The organism is Streptomyces sp. NBC_00091 (assembly GCF_026343185.1).
Taxonomy (GTDB): Bacteria; Actinomycetota; Actinomycetes; order Streptomycetales; family Streptomycetaceae; genus Streptomyces.
In genome coordinates, this window is sequence record NZ_JAPEMA010000001.1 from 4,466,089 (window position 1) to 4,483,879 (window position 17,791).

The 17,791-nt window shown below is 70.4% G+C and carries 12 protein-coding genes; 5 read left to right on the forward strand and 7 right to left on the reverse strand.

Going from position 1 to position 17,791, the window contains the following annotated elements:
• Positions 1-29: 29 nt before the first annotated feature.
• The gene (ileS, locus tag OOK34_RS20630; protein ID WP_267035335.1) at positions 30-3,176 is read right to left on the reverse strand and encodes an isoleucine--tRNA ligase; all 3,147 of its coding nucleotides are present in this window, start codon (positions 3,174-3,176) and stop codon (positions 30-32) included.
• A 556-nt stretch (positions 3,177-3,732) separates the two neighbouring features.
• On the opposite strand from ileS, the gene OOK34_RS20635 reads away from it, so the two are divergent.
• Positions 3,733-4,623 (forward strand): TraR/DksA C4-type zinc finger protein, encoded by an 891-nt coding sequence (locus tag OOK34_RS20635; protein ID WP_267035336.1) that lies wholly within the window; start codon positions 3,733-3,735, stop codon positions 4,621-4,623.
• A gap of 15 nt (positions 4,624-4,638) precedes the next feature.
• On the opposite strand, the gene OOK34_RS20640 is transcribed toward OOK34_RS20635, so the two are convergent.
• Both OOK34_RS20640 and OOK34_RS20645 read right to left on the reverse strand, forming a co-directional pair.
• Positions 4,639-6,651: a transposase gene (locus OOK34_RS20640; RefSeq protein ID WP_267035337.1), complete on the reverse strand. Its 2,013-nt coding sequence runs from the start codon at positions 6,649-6,651 to the stop codon at positions 4,639-4,641.
• Between the two features lie 401 nt (positions 6,652-7,052).
• Complete coding sequence (locus tag OOK34_RS20645) at positions 7,053-8,651, reverse strand: serine/threonine-protein kinase (RefSeq protein WP_267035338.1); 1,599 nt, start codon at positions 8,649-8,651, stop codon at positions 7,053-7,055.
• A gap of 593 nt (positions 8,652-9,244) precedes the next feature.
• Between OOK34_RS20645 and lspA the strand changes: the two genes are divergently transcribed.
• Genes lspA through OOK34_RS20660 form a run of 3 tightly spaced genes read left to right on the forward strand, consistent with a single transcriptional unit; the run spans position 9,245 to position 11,271 of the window.
• Positions 9,245-9,811: a signal peptidase II gene (gene lspA, locus OOK34_RS20650; RefSeq protein WP_267035339.1), complete on the forward strand. Its 567-nt coding sequence runs from the start codon at positions 9,245-9,247 to the stop codon at positions 9,809-9,811.
• A gap of 51 nt (positions 9,812-9,862) precedes the next feature.
• Positions 9,863-10,804, forward strand: a complete 942-nt coding sequence (locus OOK34_RS20655) for an RluA family pseudouridine synthase (protein ID WP_267035340.1) — start codon at positions 9,863-9,865, stop codon at positions 10,802-10,804.
• Positions 10,801-11,271, forward strand: a complete 471-nt coding sequence (locus OOK34_RS20660) for a GNAT family N-acetyltransferase (protein ID WP_267035341.1) — start codon at positions 10,801-10,803, stop codon at positions 11,269-11,271. Before OOK34_RS20655 ends, OOK34_RS20660 begins: the two co-directional genes overlap by 4 nt.
• Positions 11,272-11,500: 229 nt before the next feature.
• Here OOK34_RS20660 and OOK34_RS20665 read toward each other — a convergent pair whose 3' ends face one another.
• Together OOK34_RS20665 and OOK34_RS20670 are read right to left on the reverse strand one after the other, a co-directional pair.
• On the reverse strand, positions 11,501-13,093 hold the full coding sequence (locus tag OOK34_RS20665) for a Na+/H+ antiporter (RefSeq protein WP_267035342.1): 1,593 nt from the start codon (positions 13,091-13,093) through the stop codon (positions 11,501-11,503).
• A 46-nt stretch (positions 13,094-13,139) separates the two neighbouring features.
• Entirely contained in the window at positions 13,140-14,177 is a 1,038-nt protein-coding gene (locus tag OOK34_RS20670; RefSeq protein ID WP_267036839.1) for a mechanosensitive ion channel family protein, read from the reverse strand.
• A 64-nt stretch (positions 14,178-14,241) separates the two neighbouring features.
• Between OOK34_RS20670 and OOK34_RS20675 the strand changes: the two genes are divergently transcribed.
• A complete protein-coding gene (locus tag OOK34_RS20675; RefSeq protein ID WP_267035343.1) occupies positions 14,242-14,820 on the forward strand; it encodes a dienelactone hydrolase family protein in 579 nt (192 codons plus the stop codon).
• 68 nt (positions 14,821-14,888) lie between these two features.
• Here the strand turns inward: OOK34_RS20675 and OOK34_RS20680 are convergent, their stop codons facing one another.
• Both OOK34_RS20680 and OOK34_RS20685 read right to left on the reverse strand, forming a co-directional pair.
• Complete coding sequence (locus OOK34_RS20680) at positions 14,889-15,839, reverse strand: zinc metalloprotease (protein WP_267036840.1); 951 nt, start codon at positions 15,837-15,839, stop codon at positions 14,889-14,891.
• Between the two features lie 223 nt (positions 15,840-16,062).
• Positions 16,063-17,712 (reverse strand): alkaline phosphatase, encoded by a 1,650-nt coding sequence (locus OOK34_RS20685; RefSeq protein ID WP_267035344.1) that lies wholly within the window; start codon positions 17,710-17,712, stop codon positions 16,063-16,065.
• Positions 17,713-17,791 lie beyond the last annotated feature (79 nt).

Sequence of the window (17,791 nt, forward strand, 5' to 3'; positions counted from 1 at the left end):
CAGGGGACCGGGCCACAGGAGCCTGACGGCTACGCCTTGCGGAGGCGGAAGGTCAGGGACAGGGACTCGTCCGTGAAGGCGGAGCCATAGGCGGCGTCGGCCTCGCCCGAGGCGAAGTCGGTGGCGAGGACCTCGTCCGCGATGAGCTCGGCGTGGTCCGTGAGGGCCGTGACGACCTCCGCGGACTCCGAGGACCACCGCAGGGCGATACGGTCGGCCACGTCGAGGCCGGAGTTCTTCCGGGCCTCCTGGATCAGGCGGATCGCATCCCGCGCCAGGCCCGCGAGCCGCAGCTCCGGGGTGATCTCCAGGTCGAGGGCGACCGTCGCACCGGAGTCCGAGGCCACCGACCAGCCCTCGCGCGGGGTCTCCGTGATGATGACCTCCTCCGGGGAGAGGGAGACCTCCTCACCGCCCACCGAGACGACCGCGGAGCCCGAGCGCAGGGCCAGCGACAGGGCCGCGGCGTCGGCGGCCGCCACCGCCTTCGCGACGTCCTGCACGCCCTTGCCGAAGCGCTTGCCCAGCGCCCGGAAGTTGGCCTTCGCCGTGGTGTCCACCAGCGAGCCGCCGACCTCGGACAGGGAGGCCAGGGAGGAGACGTTCAGCTCCTCCGTGATCTGCGCCTGGAGCTCGGGGGACAGGGCGTCGAAGCCGACCGCGCCGACCAGCGCCCGCGAGAGCGGCTGGCGGGTCTTGACGCCCGACTCGGCGCGCGTCGCACGGCCCAGCTCGACCAGGCGGCGGACCAGCAGCATCTGCTGCGAGAGCGCCGGGTCGATCGCCGCGGTGTCGGGGACCGGCCACGACGACAGGTGCACCGACTCCGGGGCCTCCGGGGTGACCGGGACGATCATGTCCTGCCAGACCCGCTCCGTGATGAAGGGGGTGAGCGGGGCCATCAGGCGGGTGACCGTCTCCACGACCTCGTGCAGGGTGCGCAGGGCGGCCTTGTCGCCCTGCCAGAACCGGCGGCGCGAGCGGCGGACGTACCAGTTGGAGAGGTCGTCCACGAAGGAGGAGAGCAGCTTGCCCGCGCGCTGGGTGTCGTAGGCCTCCATGGCGTCCGTGACCTCGGTGACGAGGGTGTGGAGCTCGGAGAGCAGCCAGCGGTCCAGGACCGTGCGGTCGGCCGGCGCCGGGTCGGCGGCGGAGGGCGCCCAGTTCGACGTACGGGCGTACAGGGCCTGGAAGGCGACCGTGTTCCAGTAGGTGAGGAGCGTCTTGCGGACCACCTCCTGGATCGTGCCGTGGCCGACGCGCCGCGCCGCCCACGGGGAGCCGCCGGCCGCCATGAACCAGCGCACGGCGTCGGCGCCGTGCTGGTCCATGAGCGGGATCGGCTGGAGGATGTTGCCCAGGTGCTTGGACATCTTGCGGCCGTCCTCGGCGAGGATGTGGCCCAGGCAGACCACGTTCTCGTAGGAGGACTTGTCGAAGACGAGGGTGCCGACCGCCATCAGGGTGTAGAACCAGCCGCGCGTCTGGTCGATGGCCTCCGAGATGAACTGCGCCGGGTAGCGCTTCTCGAAGATCTCCTTGTTCTTGTACGGGTAGCCCCACTGCGCGAACGGCATCGAGCCCGAGTCGTACCAGGCGTCGATGACCTCGGGCACGCGGACGGCGGTCAGGGAGCAGCCCTCGGCCGTGCAGGTGAAGGTGACGTCGTCGATGTACGGGCGGTGCGGGTCCAGGGCGGAGTGGTCCGTGCCCGTCAGCTCGCTCAGCTCGGCGCGGGAGCCGACGCAGGTGAGGTGGTCCTCCTCGCAGCGCCAGATGGGCAGCGGGGTGCCCCAGTAGCGGTTGCGGGAGAGCGCCCAGTCGATGTTGTTGTTCAGCCAGTCGCCGAAGCGGCCCTGCTTGACCGAGTCGGGGAACCAGTTGGTCTTCTCGTTCTCCCGCAGCATCGCGTCCTTGACGGCGGTGGTGCGGATGTACCAGGACGGCTGCGCGTAGTAGAGCAGCGCGGTGTGGCAGCGCCAGCAGTGCGGGTAGCTGTGCTCGTAGGCGATGTGCTTGAAGAGCAGGCCGCGCGCGTCGAGGTCGGCGGTCAGCTTCTCGTCGGCCTTCTTGAAGAAGATGCCGCCGACCAGCGGGACCTCCTCCTCGAAGGTGCCGTCGGGGCGGACCGGGTTCACGACGGGCAGGCCGTACGCGCGGCAGACCGCGAGGTCGTCGGCGCCGAAGGCGGGGGACTGGTGGACCAGACCCGTACCGTCCTCGGTCGTGACGTACTCGGCGTTCACGACGTAGTGGGCCGGCTCGGGGAATTCGACCAGGGCGAAGGGGCGCTCGTACGTCCAGCGCTCCATCTCCTTGCCCGTGAAGGTCTCGCCGGTGGCCTCCCAGCCCTCGCCGAGGGACTTCTCCAGCAGCGGCTGGGCGACGACCAGCTTCTCGGTCCCGTTCGTGGCCACGACGTACGTGACCTCGGGGTGCGCGGCGACCGCGGTGTTGGACACCAGGGTCCAGGGGGTGGTCGTCCAGACGAGGAGGGCCGCCTCGCCGGCGAGCGGGCCGCTGGTCAGCGGGAAGCGGACGTAGACCGAGGGGTCGACGACCGTCTCGTAGCCCTGGGCCAGCTCGTGGTCGGACAGGCCGGTGCCGCAGCGCGGGCACCAGGGGGCGACGCGGTGGTCCTGGGTGAGCAGACCCTTGTTGAAGATCTCCTTCAGGGACCACCAGACCGATTCCACGTACTCGGGGTCCATGGTGCGGTAGGCGTCGTCCAGGTCGACCCAGTAGCCCATGCGGGTCGTGAGCTCGGTGAACGCGTCGGTGTGGCGGGTCACGGACTCGCGGCACTTGGCGTTGAACTCGGCGATGCCGTACGCCTCGATGTCCTGCTTGCCGTTGAAGCCCAGTTCCTTCTCGACGGCCAGCTCGACGGGCAGGCCGTGGCAGTCCCAGCCGGCCTTGCGGGCCACGTGGTAGCCGCGCATGGTGCGGAAGCGGGGGAAGACGTCCTTGAAGACGCGGGCCTCGATGTGGTGCGCGCCGGGCATGCCGTTCGCGGTGGGCGGGCCCTCGTAGAAGACCCACTCGGGGCGGCCCTCGGACTGCTCCAGCGTCTTGGCGAAGGTCTTGCTCTCGCGCCAGAAGTCGAGGACGGCGTGCTCGAGGGCGGGCAGGTCGACCTGGGCGGGTACCGGGCGGTACTGCGGCGGTGTGGTCATGAGGCTGAACTCTTCCTCCGGCGGTGTGTCACTTCCGTCCGGAGGGACGAGAGCCTTGGCTGCTCCCGCGGTACCACCCTCCTTGGCCTCCGGACAGGTCCGTCGGCCCCCTCATTGGGGTGCGAAGCCGGTTCTACTCGCCGTACGGGAATCCGTGCGGGCTTTCTTCCGGCGGCTCCGGGGTGATCCTTCGCATCGCGCTCGCCCCCGGGCTCTCACCGTCCCCGGGTCGCTCCTGGCTGCGTCCGACGCTACTCGTCCCCATCCATGCCTTTCGCTGCGCCCAGTGTACGGGCCGGGGCGCTGGTCGGCAGACCGGTTTTACCGCGGCGGGGCACGGGTCGCGGGGCGGGTCGCGGCATGACCCGGATGGGCTGACGGACCGGTCCTGGATCCACTGGGGCGGGTGGGGCGGATTACGGGGCTCCCCGCTGGGCACAACGGATGCAGGTTGACCTCGACGGACGCGTGCCCCGTTGCCGTGGGGTCGGAGGCGATTTATCGTTCCGGCACGATCTGCGAACAAGATCACAGCATGTGAAAAGGGGCCGCGGCCATGGTGGCGAAGAAGACGGCGACACAGGAGGTGGCTGCTGTGCCAGGCTCCACGCCTCCCGCCAAGAAGCCTCCGGCGGACGGGGCGGTACGGCCCGTCCCGTCGAAGACGGTCCCGGCCGGAAAGGCCACGGCCAAGGCGGCCGCGGATAAGAAAGCTCCGGCCAAGAAGGCCGTGGACAAGGCGGCCCCGGCCAAGGCGGCCCCGGCCAAGACGGCCGCCGTCAAGCAGGCTCCGGCCAAGCAGGCCGCGGCCACGAAGGCTCCGGCCAAGGCGGCTCCGGCCAAGCGGGCCCCGTCCAAGGCGGCGGCAGCCGAGCGCACCACCGGCACGACCGCGGCCAAGACGGCCGCGTCCGAGGGGGCGGCCCCGGCCGCGCGGAAGACGGGAGCTCGGAAAGTGGTTGCCAAGAAGACTGCGGGTACGGCCAGGAAGACGGCCGCGGCCGCCACCAGCGGGCTCCCCAAGGCACGGGCCACGGCGGCCACCGCACCCGGCGAGCTCGCCGTACGGGCCGGGGAGGACCCCTGGACGCCCGCCGAGGTCGCCGAGGCGCGGGCGGAGCTGGAGAGCGAGGTGCTGCGGCTGCGGGCCGAGCTGGACGCCTCCGAGGTGGCCATCTCGGGCCTGATGCGGGACTCGGGCGACGGCGCGGGCGACGACCAGGCCGACACCGGCACCAAGAACATCACCCGGGAGTCCGAGCTGGCCCTCGCCGCGAACGCCAGCTCGATGCTGGAGCAGACCGAGCGGGCCCTGGAGCGGCTGGAAGCGGGCACGTACGGGCTCTGCGAGAACTGCGGCAAGCCCATCGGCAAGGCGCGGATGCAGGCCTTCCCGCGGGCGACGCTGTGCGTGGACTGCAAGCAGAAGCAGGAGCGAAGGCATTAAGACTTGATCCGTAATTCACCAGAGGGTGAGCTGCGGGTTGCAGCCGGGGCGGTGTCCGGGCTTTCCGGCGTGGTCACGCACGGGGCGTGGCTCATCTGGGGTCGCTCGGGGCCGCCGTCCGGCGGTTCGGGGAGCAGAGGTTCCACGGCGTTGCCGTGGGACTGCCACGCGACCAGCACCCCGAGGGGTGGTCTGGCACGGTGTGGTTGACTCCCGCAGGGCTTCTTCCAGCCCGTCTGCGAAGGTGATCTGTGCGTGCCGGGACGCGGTGGTGTCCAGGTACGCGGTTTTGGGGTCGTCCACGTCGGTGATGCGGACGAACGCCGCCAGGGCTGCGGACACCATGTCGCGCTTGCCGACTAGGCCACAGGCGATGCACTTGTGCTCGCGTTCCCGCAGCGACTTGTTGACCCGCTCACCGCACAGGCAGTGCTGGGACAGGGCGGTGGACCAGGTGGAGGCCCGGACGAGACGGCCGCCCGCAGCCTGGCATTCACGCTCAAGGGCGGCGATGAGCAGGCCGGGGGTGGTCTGGGAGAGCCGCTTGCCCCAGAGCCGGTACCAGGTGCGGATGTCGCAGTCCTCGACCACGAGGACGGGGCCGTGGGTGGCGATGATCTGCCGGGCGAGGTGGCGGGCGTGGTGGCGTCGGTGCTCCGCACTACCGGTGGCGGCTTCGGCCTGGCGGGCGCGCAGCTCCCCGTAGCCGGTGGAGAGCCGGTCTCGGCGGAACGCCTGCTTCGGTACGCCATCGGCGCGGGCGGCACGCGCACCACCGGGCATGCTGACGGTCTTCGGCTCAAGACCCTTGGCCGCCCGGCGCTCCGCCCGCCGGGCCTGCTTTTTCGACAGGCCATATTGCGCCCTGTTGGTCGACCGTCGGGAGCGCTCCAGCGCCCGCGCACGGCCCCGCCGTTTCTTCGCTTCCCGCTCCAGCAGCGCCCGTTCCTCGGGGCTGAGGGTGATCTCCGTGGAAGCAGGGGCGCCATCGATGGGTGTGATGCTGGCGGGGAAGGAGACGACGGAGATGTTGGAGACGTTGCCGTCCACTCCGCCGATGCGGTCCAGGGCGGCGGCCTGCTCACGCATCTGTCGTACGGCGGGAGTGGTGTAGCCGGGGCCGAGGACCATCAGGTGCGCCTCATACACCCAGCCGCCCGGCGCGGATGCCTTGCGGCGGCGTACGAGATCCACTTTGTGCCAGCGGCCGGGGTTGGCGAGGAAGTGTTCGACACGTGCCCACTGGCCCGGCCGCTGCGGGATACGCACAGGGAGAACGAGGTCACCCCGGCCGGAGTCGGGTCCGCCCGCGAACACCACGGCGAGCGGTCCGGTGTGGTCCCACCAGGTCGCCTTGCGGGTGCCCGGCTTTCCTGACGCGGTGGTGTTGCCGGTGGGCACGATGCCGGACGGCGCGGCCGGCACTGGCATCCGGCGCGGCTGCTGAAGGGTGTGCCGACCGCCGTCGCCGTAGGCCATGACGTGACCGTGGAGTGTGCCGACCAGGCGGAAGGTCTCCCACTTGCGTTCGGTGGTGTGGGAGCGGGCGCGGCCGGGAATGCGGGTGAAGTCGTGCCAGCGGCCCGTCTTCGGACGGCCGTGCCGCTTACCCGTGTTGTCGGCGAACAGGTGCCGCTGGACACCGTTCCACACCTCGTCGGCCACGTGCATCGCCAAGGCCTTCGAGGCGTGGTGCTTCAAATGCCCCGAGGCTTCGAGATGCTCGTACGCGCACCGCTCCAGGGCCTCACGGGACAGCCCGAGGCGCTGCCGCACGGCCTTCGCCCCGTCGCGGTCGCGCTCGTGCTTGGCGGCCCAGTAGGCATCGACCTTGGCGCGGGCATCGCGCTGGACGGCCCGCTTGATCGAGCTCATCGCGCTGAACAGCTTCTCAATGCGGGCGAGGTCGGCGGGGTCGGTGACGGCCAGCGGCAGCACCATTACCGACACCTGTCCGTCGTCGGGCTTCTTCCACTTCGGGGCCTTGTTCTTCCCCCGGAACTTCCGCTGCGTCCGGGCAGCCTGCATGACCGTCACCTCCCGTCACCGATCAGTCGCTCTACGGCACACTAAGCGAGTAGTCCGCCCTATGAATGGGGTTTACGACCACCGCAATTCCTCGACAGGAAGACGCCAGAAGGTGGTAGCACCACGACTCAAGGCCACCGTCCAGCACGACCTCAGCAGCAGCCGCGCCCACTTCCCCGCCCCCGTCTGTGTCGGGGTTCTGACCGCGCTTCCGTGATGACTACGTCAGAACGATGGCGTGTGTCCACCCCGGGCAGCCACTGTGCAACCGTCCGAGGAAGGGGCGTGACGTCGAACCAGGGAAGCCCGCTTTGCCGCACAATTGCTGGCCACTGGGAACTCGACCGGGCCGGCCGGGGACGATGCTCAATCCGACAATCCCCCGTGCTGTGGGATGGACTCTAGGAACTGGACAGCTTGAGTGGACCATTACCGGGTCGCCAACGGCTGCCGGCGTAGCGGGCGAGAGTCTTGGTGAGCTCGAAGTACTGCTGTTCGGAGAGCGGGCCGAGGACACAGAGCGGGAGTGTGTCGTCCCATTTGGTGTTAGGACGGTTGCGGTAGAACCAGCCCGCGGGATAGACGCTGCTGTTGGCCTTGGGCTTCTGGATCAAGCGGATGCGTAGTCCGGTATAGGTGTACGCCGCCTTTTCTGATGTTATGCGGTCCACGGTGACCGTCTGTATCCGGCCCCAGGTCACCGTGCGACCGAATGAGCCCGTGGTGACGATGCCCTGCGAGGCGACGGTGAGGGACCATGGAGTTCGGTTCGGGAGCATGCGTCGGTGGTGCCTCTTCGCTCCGATCACGCTCGCCACGGCGGCGATGCCCACGAGCGTTCCCGCCATGGCGATGATCCACACCACGCCCAGGACCCCCCAGAGGCCGTCCCCCACCCCGTTCTCGCCCTTCGACCCGAAGGGGAAGGCTCCTGCCCCGGCCAGCGCGAAAGAGTCGGCTGCCCAGATCGCGCCAGAAATCACCGCGAGGGGTGTGGACACGGAGGCCTGCCAGATCGGGCGAGCGTAGTCGGTGACCGGCTCCTGGCCGGTCCAGGCGACCTCAAAGGCATAACCGTGAGCAGGCTCCTGCCTGATAGGCGGCGGAATGAGAGTGTGACGTGGTCCGGCGGTCACGGTTGTCGCGTCAGAGATGCCGGGAGTGCCATTCAGGGAGGACCGGAGTCCGACCAGCCGTTCATGGACCGCCATGGCCGTCTGGGGGCGCCGGTCCGGGTCACGTTCCAGCAGGTCGGACACCAGCTGGGTCACTGTTGGCGGCACGTTCAGGCCGAGCGCGTTGAGCCTCGGAGCCTCCTCAACCAGTTTCCGCTGCGCGATCGCGAGACCATTGTGACCCGTGAAGGGCGCCCGGCCGGCCAACAGGGCGAAGAGAACGCTGCCCAGGGCGTACAAATCGGAGCGTGCGTCGCCGCGCTCGGTGAGGAACTGCTCAGGCGCGCCGTACTCCGGAGTGCCGGCAGGGGCGAGTTGTGAGGAACGGGCAAGGGTGAAGGCACCCTGGATGAATCCGGCGATGCCGAAGTCCACGACCTTGACCCTGCCGTCCGGGGTGATCATCACGTTGTGAGGCTTGATGTCGTAATGGATGACCTGAGCCTGGTGGGCAGCTACCAGGGCCGCACAGATGTCCTGGGCGATCTGAAGCGCGCGGGCCACGGCCATCGGCCCCCCGTCGCGGATGTGTTCAGCGAGATTGGCTCCCTCGACCCGCTCCATGACCAGGAACCACAGATCCTCGTGGAACCCGCGGTCATACAGGGCGACCACGTTCGGATGACCGATCTGCGCGGCGGCCACCGCCTCCCGCTCAAAACGGCGCGGCAGATCCACCTGCACCCCGTCGTCAAGCACCAGTATCTTGACGGCCACATCCCGGTGCAGCACCCGATCCCTGCCGGCCCACACCTCCCCCATGCCGCCCCGTCCCAGTCGCTTGATCAGCTCGTACCGCTCCGCGATCAGCTCACCGCGCTCCACGCACCACCCCCGATGACGAAGCCATGCCGACCATCAGCCTATGACCAGGGCGGCCGGCCTCGAGGAGATCCAGAGAACCCCCTGCGATCCGACGCCTCCGAGCTGCTCGCATGGCCCGAGTCCGGCCAACTACCGTTCGACATTGCCAGGTATCGGTGGTGCGACCGAGCGTTCGAGTGGTTCCTGCCGGGCTTCCGCGAACACCAGCCTGGCGCCGGCCCCACGTGCTTTCGGTGACAGAGCCCCGTGCTGCTCGGACGGTTGCGCAGCGGCTGCCCAGGGTGGACACCCACCATCCTTCTGGCGTAGTCATCACGGAAGCACGGTCAGTACCGTGTCGGCCGCACCCCCTGTGGCCCGTGGACCGGCGGGACTACCGCGTACTACGCGAGCACCGCAGGTGCGGCGACACGATCAACGACACCACCCGCGCCGTCGCCGTACTCCACAACCTCAAGATCGACGCCGCCTGAATTGACGCCGTCTGAATTACGGAACACCTCCTAGCCAGGACCTACACCCACTGACGTACTCTCGTGTCTCGTAGGGATCCAGATACCTGTACCTGGTTCGAGCTAGTTCGAGGGACTCACGTGGCAGAGGCGGAGCGCATCATCGGTACGCCGGAGGTCGGGGACGACGCCGAGCCGCAGTCGGAGCCCGCCGTGCCCCGGGGGCGCAGGCGGATCGCCGCGCTGCTGGTCGTGGCGGTGCTCGCGTACCTGCTCGACCTCGGCAGCAAGATGCTGGTCGTGGCCAAGCTGGAGCACCAGCCGCCGATCGAGATCATCGGCGATCTGCTGAAGTTCTCCGCCATCCGCAACGCCGGCGCCGCCTTCGGCTTCGGCGAGGCCTTCACGATCATCTTCACGGGCATCGCGGCGACCGTGATCGTGGTGATCGTGCGGCTGGCCCGCAAGCTGTACAGCCTGCCGTGGGCGATCGCCCTGGGCCTGCTGCTGGGCGGCGCGCTGGGCAATCTCACCGACCGGATCTTCCGTTCGCCGGGCGTGTTCCGGGGGGCGGTCGTCGACTTCATCGCGCCCGCCCACTTCGCCGTGTTCAACCTCGCGGACTCGGCGATCGTGTGCGGCGGGATCCTGATCGTCCTGCTGTCGTTCAAGGGTCTGGACCCGGACGGCACCGTCCACAAGGACTGATCGCGGGCTCGCGCGGGAATGCTCTTCTGTCGAGTCCTGCATACTCGACAGGTGAGTACGATTCCCGAGATCCGCACCCTGCCCGTTCCCGATGGCCTCGAAGGCGAGCGCGTCGACGCCGCCATCGCCCGTATGTTCGGCTTTTCCCGGACTAAGGCGGCCGAACTGGCGTCGGAGGGGAAGGTCTCGGTCGACGGCAGCGTCGTCGGCAAGTCCGAGCGCGTCCACGGCGGCGCCTGGCTCGAGGTCGAGATGCCCGCGCCGGCGCGACCGGTCGAGCTGGTGGCCGAACCCGTGCCCGGCATGGAGATCATCCACGACGACGACGACATCGTGGTCATCATGAAGCCGGTCGGCGTCGCGGCCCACCCGAGCCCCGGCTGGACCGGCACCACCGTCATCGGCGGCCTCGCCGCCGCGGGCTACCGGATCTCCACCTCCGGCGCGTCCGAGCGCCAGGGCATCGTGCACCGCCTCGACGTCGGCACCTCCGGCCTGATGGCCGTCGCCAAGTCCGAGCGCGCCTACACCTCCCTGAAGAACCAGTTCCGCGAGCGGGTCGTCGACAAGCGCTACCACGCGCTGGTGCAGGGCCACCCGGACCCGATGAGCGGCACGATCGACGCGCCGATCGGGCGCCACCCGAGCGCCGACTACAAGTGGGCGGTGATCCAGGAGGGCAAGGCCTCCGTCACCCACTACGACCTGATCGAGGCCTTCCGCGCGGCCTCGCTGCTGGACATCAAGCTGGAGACGGGGCGTACGCACCAGATCCGCGTGCACATGTCCGCGCACCGGCACCCCTGCGTCGGCGACCTGACCTACGGGGCCGACCCGACCGTCGCCAAGCGGCTGGGGCTGACCCGGCAGTGGCTGCACGCGGTGCGGCTCGGCTTCGAGCACCCGTCCGACGGCCAGTGGGTGGAGTTCGAGAGCGGCTACCCGGCCGACCTCCAGCACGCGCTGGATGTGATCCGGGCCGAGAGCCAGTGACCACCGTCTCGGTGCGGGTCGCGGCCTCGGAGGCCGACCTGGCGGCGTGCTACGCCGTACGGACCGACGTGTTCGTGGTCGAGCAGTCCGTGCCGGAGTCGATCGAGTACGACGCGTACGACGCGGTCGCGGTGCACGTGCTGGCCGTCGGGGCCGACGGCCGGCCGCTGGGCACCGGCCGGCTGCTGTACGGGCCCGAGGCCCTGGGCAAGACCGGCTCCCCGGACGTCGGCTCCCTGGGGCGGCTGGCCGTACGGAAGTCCGCGCGCGGGCTGGGCGTCGGAGTGGCGCTGGTCCGCGCGATCGAGGCGGAGGCCGGGCGGCGGGGGCTGGCCGCGGTGGATCTCGGCGCGCAGACGCATGCGGTGGGCTTCTACGAGCGGCTGGGGTACGAGGCGTACGGGCCGGAGTTCGAGGACGCGGGGATTCCGCACCGGGCCATGCGGAAGCCCTTGCCGGGCCGGTAGCCGGGGTCCGTGCGGCGCCGTCGCGCAAGCGGCCCCGGGCTGCGCCCGGGCTCCTGGGGCTCCGCCCCAGACCCCGCGCCTCAAACTCCCCCAGCTACCGCTGGGAGGTGCCCCCAGGCGAGGCTGGGTTTTGGCTGCGCTCGCCGGCCTTCTGCGGGCCGATTGCTGGGAGCCGGTCCCCAGGCGAGGCTGGATTTTGGCTGAGGCCGCTGGCCCTCTGCGGGTCGTTTCACGGGCTGCGCAGGCTGCGGACGTCGAGGTGGCGGAGGACGCGGTCGACGATTTCGGGGTCGGAGCCCGGTTCGCTGCGGGCCGAGAGGATCTCGTGCCGGGCGGCGGACATCATCTCCCGCTGGATCCGCTGCACGTCCCGGATCCGCTCCACCCGCTTCGCGTACGCCTCCCGGCGTTCCTCGTCGACCAGGTCGGGGCTGATCCTGGCCCCGACGTCGTACGCGCGCCGGTACAGGGTCTCCACCAGGTCCTCCGGCAGGTCCTCGACCTGCTCGATCTCCTTGAGCCGCCGCTTCGCCGCCTTCGCCGCGCGCAGCGCCAGCTGCCGTTCGGTCTCGCGCTCCGCGTCCGCGTCCGCCTCCACCCCCAGCCGCCGTACCAGCCACGGCAGGGTGAGCCCCTGGCACACCAGGGTCGCCATGATCACCGCGAAGGCGATGAAGACGATCTCGTCCCGCGCCGGAAAGGGCTCCCCGGAGTCCGTCCGGAGGGGCAGGGCCAGCGCGAGGGCCACCGAGGCCACCCCGCGCATCCCGGCCCACCACATCACCACGCTCTCCCGCCAGCTCAGCGGGATCTCCTCGTCGTAGTCGCGCCGCCGGTGCAGCTTCTTCGCCAGCCAGCCCGCCGGCAGCAGCCAGAACAGCCGTACGCCGACCACCACCGCGACCACCGCCGCCGCCCAGCCGGCCATCTCCCACTCGCGGCCTTTCGCGACCCCGAAGACGTTGTGCAGCTCCAGCCCGATCAGGCCGAACGCCACCCCGGTGACCAGGGTGTCGACGATCTCCCAGAACGTGTGCCCGGCGAGGCGCCCCAGCACGTCGTCGGCGTCCGTCGCGTACTCGGCGAGGAACAGGGCGGTCGTCAGCACGGCCAGCACTCCCGAGCCCCGGAGTTCCTCCGCCACCACGTACGCCACGAACGGGACCAGCAGCGTCAGCCCGATCTGGAGGGTGGCCTCCCCGAGCCGCCCCATCAGGTGGTTGGCGGCCCAGCCCAGCGCGAGCCCGACGGCCACGGCGACCACCGCGGAGAGCACGAACTCGCCCAGGGCCTCGGGCCAGGAGAAGCTGCCGCTCACGGCGGCGGCGACGGCCACGTGGTAGAGCACGATGGCGGTGACGTCGTTGAACAGGCCCTCGCCCTCCAGGATCGACACCATCCGGCGCGGCAGCCCGAGCGCCCCGGCCACGGCGGTGGCGGCGACGGGGTCGGGCGGGGCGACGAGCGCGCCGAGCGCGAGAGCGGCCGCCAGCGGCAGCCCGGGGACGACGGCGTGCGCGACGCCGGCCACGGCGGCGGTGGTCACGAACACCAGGGCCACGGCCAGCAGCAGGATCGGCCGCACGTTGGCCGCGAACTGCCGCCACGAGGTGCGCTGCACGGAGGCGTACAGCAGGGGCGGCAGCACCAGCGGCAGGATGTACTCGGGCGGTACGCCGACATTGGGCACGGCCGGCACCAGCGCCAGCACGGCCCCGCCGATGGTCATCAGTACGGGCGCGGGCAGCCCGAGCCGGTCCCCGAGCGGAACGGTGACGACGGCCCCGAGCAGCAGTACGAAGAGCAGGGCGAGCTGATCCACGCCCCCACCCTGCCACCCGGCCCGGCGCTGATCCGCCGGACACCCCCTAGCCGCGCGGGGCGGCTTCGGTGGTGGTGACGCGGGGGAGGGCGTAGGGGTGCTGGGCGGTCAGCCAGGCGATCAGCTGCTCGCGGACCGCGCAGCGCAGGGTCCACACGTCGTCGGCGTCCTTCGCGGTGACCACCGCGCGTACCACGATGGTGTGCGGGGTGGTGTCCGTGACGGCCAGGCTGCCGGTGCGGCCGTCCCATTCGGGGATGTCCTTGAGGAGTTCCGCGAGCTTGTCCCGCATGAGGGCGATCGGCGCCGAGTGGTCCAGGTGCCAGAAGACCGTGCCGGTCATCTGGGCGCCCCCGCGCGACCAGTTCTCGTACGGCTTGCTGGTGAAGTACGAGACGGGCATCGTGATCCGGCGCTCGTCCCAGGTGCGGACCACCAGGAAGGTCAGGGTGATCTCCTCGACCTTGCCCCACTCCTTGTCCACGACCACGGTGTCCCCGATGCGCACGGTGTCGCCGAAGGCGATCTGCAGTCCGGCGAAGAGGTTGCCGAGGGAGGCCTGCGCGGCGATGCCGGCCACGATGCCGAGGACCCCGGCGGAGGCCAGCATCGAGGCGCCGACCGTGCGCATCGGCGGGAAGGTCAGCAGCATCGCGGCGGCGGCGACCACCACGGCCAGGGCGGTGAGCACCCGCTGGATCAGGGTGACCTGGGTGCGGACCCGGCGCACCCGGGCCTCGTCGGGGTGGTCGGCGGCGTAGCGGGCGTAGGTCGCCTCGACGACGGCCGCCGCGATGCCGACGAGCAGCCAGGCCGTCGAGGCGATCTGGACCAGGGTCAGGGCGTGGCCCACGGCGGCCGAGTGGGCCGGGAGGATGCCCGCCGGCCGGTAGGCGGCCTGGAGCGCCGCCGTACCGAGGACGAGCCGGAAGGGCAGGCCGCAGCGGCGCAGCAGGCCCCACAGCGGGGTTTCGGTGTGCCGGGCGTCGGCCTTGCGCAGCAGCAGGTCGAGCAGCCACCCGGCGAGCAGGGTGAGGACCAGTACGGCGCAGACGACCGTGACGGGACGCAGGACGTTCTCCATCTCCATGCTGGAGAACGTATCCACGGGGCGCCCCCGGACTCCTCCTTTCCCGCCGAATGGCACGATGGAAGGCATGAACATCATGCTCTTCCACTCGACGTACGGGCTGCGGCCCGCGGTGCACGCGGCGGCCGACCGGCTGCGTGCGGCCGGGCACCGGGTCCAGGTGCCGGACCTCTTCGAGGGCCGTACGTTCGCGACGTTCGAGGAGGGCGCCGCCCACCAGGAGGAGGTGGGCCGCGAAGAGCTGCTCAAGCGGGCGGTGCTGGCCTCGGCCCCCTTCTCCGACGAGGGCCTGGTGTACGCCGGCTTCTCCTTCGGCGGCTCCGTCGCGCAGCACCTGGCGCTGGCCGACGACAAGGCGCGCGGCCTGCTGCTCCTGCACGGCACGGCGGACCTGGAGGAGGACGCCTCGGCCGACGAGCTGCCGGTGCAGCTGCACATCGCGGACCCGGACCCGTACGAGACGCACGACTGGCTGACGTCCTGGTACCTGCGGATGCGGCGGGCCGGGGCGGACGTGGAGGTCCACAGCTACCCGGGCGCCGGGCACCTGTTCACGGACCCGGGTCTGGAGGACTACGACGCCGAGGCCGCCGAGGAGGCCTGGAAGGTCGCGCTGGCCTTCCTCGACACCCTGTGACGTGAAAAGGGCACTGCCCCCGGCGCCGGAGCGCCGGGGGCAGTGTCTTGGTACGGGGAGCCGGGGGATCAGCCGCGGTAGGCCGTCCACATGCTCTTCATGCGCGAGACCTGGCCCGCGGAGAACTGGTACATGCAGGAGTCGTACGTGTAGTCCATGAAGTTGTGGATCGGGTCGACGCCCGCCTTGCTGGCGCAGGAGTCGCGGCCGGTCGGGCACTCGTAGGCCGGGCTCTTCTCGGCCGGGGTGTCGGAGACGGAGTCGCCGCTGCCCGTGCAGCCGCCCTGGAAGGTGTGGTAGAGGCCCATCCAGTGGCCGACCTCGTGGGTGGCGGTGTCGCCCTCGTTGTAGTTGGCGGCGGAGCCGCCCGGCAGCGAGGTGTTGAGGAGGACCACGCCGTCCATCTTGGGCTGGGAGGCGTAGGAGCTCGGGAAGGTCGCCCAGCCGAGCAGGCCGCCGCCGAGGTTGGCCGTGTAGATGTTGAGCGCGTTCTTGTCGCCCTTGCGCAGGGCGTTCTTCATGTCCTTCTCGGCCTGGCTGCCGCTGGAGACGTTGTACCAGGCGGCGTTGTCCGTGTAGTCGGTTCCGGCCAGGGAGAACTGGAAGCCGGAGTCGGTGTTGCCGGTGCCCTGGCCGCTGTAGGCGGCGTTGAGGACGTTGAGCTGGTTGCTGATGTCCGTGGCGGTCAGGTTTCCGGCGGTGCCGGAGGTGATGACGTGGACGTACACCGGGATGGTGGTGGCGGTGGCCGCGGCGCCGACGCCGTAGACCTGCTGCGGGGACAGCTGGATCTGGCCGAGCTTCTTCTTCAGGTCGGCGTCCATGGCCTTGACCTGGGCCTCGGTGACCTCGTTGGGCTCGGCCGCGTGGTCGTCCTTGGGGCGGGACACGCGGGCGTTGGCAGGGGCGTCGCCCTGCTCGACACAGGCCTCGGCGTCGGTCTGGGAGGCGGCTGCGACCGTGGTGGGGGCGGTCAGCGGGGCGAAGGCCAGGGTGGAGGCGAGGACGGCCGTGCCCATGAGGCGGCGGCGGAGAAGGGGGGATATGCGGGCAACAGCGCGCACGTTGACTCCTCGGCAAGCGTGGTGGGGGGTGAGGGATTTCCTCACGCTGGCCGGAAGTTTATGTGTGCATGTCATTCAGTTGGCAAGTACCCGGAGGTTAAAGATTTGTTGCCTGTGTGGCGGATGGGACTCCTGGTCTGCACCAGGAGCCCCCTTCCACAGGAGATTTGACGAAGGGTCAGCGGACCGGGTCGTAGGTCCGTTCCACCTTCTGGGTGCCGTTCAGGGTGCGGTACGAGCGGGCCCAGGAGGAGCTCGCGTCCTGCCGCCGCTTGTCCGAAACCACGTAGTAGTCCATCTGTGAACGCTCGGCCGTCACGTCCAGCACGCCGTAGCCGTGCGAGTCCATGTCGAGCCACTTCACGTGCCAGTTCGCCGCCTTGATGGCGCCCTCCGCCACCACCGAGAGGGTGTGCGGGGCCACGTGGAGCATGTCGTCGATGTTGTCGGAGGTCACCGAGGTCACCACGAACTCGGTGGCCGCCGTCCCCGAGCCCGGGTACGTCGCCATGTTGACCGGGACGTCGTTCGCCCACGCCATGTGGATGTCGCCGGTCAGGAACACCGTGTTCTTGATGTTCCGGTCCTTCAAGTGGCCCAGGAGTTCCTTGCGGTCGTCCGTATAGCCGTCCCACTGATCCACATTGATCGCGATTCCGCCCTCGGGCAGGCCCAGCAGGTGCGCGAGCGGCTTCAGCAGGTGCGCGGGCAGCGAGGCGAAGGCCACCGGCGAGATCATCACCGAGGTGCCGACCAGCTTCCAGGTCGCGTTCGAGGCCGCCAGGCCGGACTTGAGCCAGTCCAGCTGGGCGCGCCCGGTGATGCTGCGCTCCGGGTCGTCCACCGAGCCGCTGCCGAGTTTGGCCTGCTCCGAGCGGAAGGAGCGCAGGTCCAGCAGGTGCAGGTCGGCGAGGGTGCCGAACTGCAGCCGCCGGTACACGGTGCCCGCGATGGAGGGGCGTACGGGCATCCACTCGAAGTACGCCTGCTTGGCGGCGGCCGCGCGGGCCGCCCACTCGCCCTCGGCGCCCGGGGTGTGGTTCCCGGCGCCGTCGGACCAGGTGTTGTCGGCGAACTCGTGGTCGTCCCAGATGGCGACGACCGGGTGCGCCGCGTGCAGGGCCTGGAGGTCCGTGTCCGTCTTGTACTTGCCGTGCCGGGTGCGGTAGTCGGCGAGCGAGACTATCTCGTGCTTCGGCTCGTGCTGGCGTACGACGTACTTCGCCTCGGGGTAACCGCCGGTCTGGTACTCGTAGATGTAGTCGCCCAGGTGCAGCACCGCGTGCAGGTCGGTGCGGGCGGCCAGGTGCCGGTACGCGGAGAAGTAGCCGGACTCCCAGTTGGCGCAGGAGACCACGCCGAAGCGCACGCCGGGCGTGGTCGTGCCGGCGGCCGGGGCGGTCAGGGTGCGGCCGGCCGGGGAGACGGCGGAGCCGGCGGTGAACCGGTACCAGTACGGGGTCTGCGGCCGAAGTCCGCGCACGTCCGCCTTGACCGTGTGGTCGGAGGCGGCGCTCGCGGTGACGGAGCCGCTCGCGACGAGGCGGGAGAAGGCCTTGTCCTCGGCCACCTCCCAGCCCACCGCGACGGCCGGGCCGAGGCCGGAGCCGGGTACCGCCTCGGGAGTCGGGGTGACGCGGGTCCACAGCAGGACCCCGTCGGGCAGCGGGTCGCCCGAGGCGACGCCGTGCAGGAAGGCGGGAGCGGTTTCGGCCGCGTGGGCCGCCGGGGCGCCCAGGGTGGTGATCGGCGCGAGTGCGGCCGTGGCCGCGGCGGCCAGAACGACCGTACGGCGGCGCGGGTGTGAAGGGGTGAGATGACTGGTCACGGGCGATCATATTACTGATCGGTATGTGGCTGGGAACAGCCTCGAAATGACAACGGGCGGGCGAACTCTGAGAGTTCGC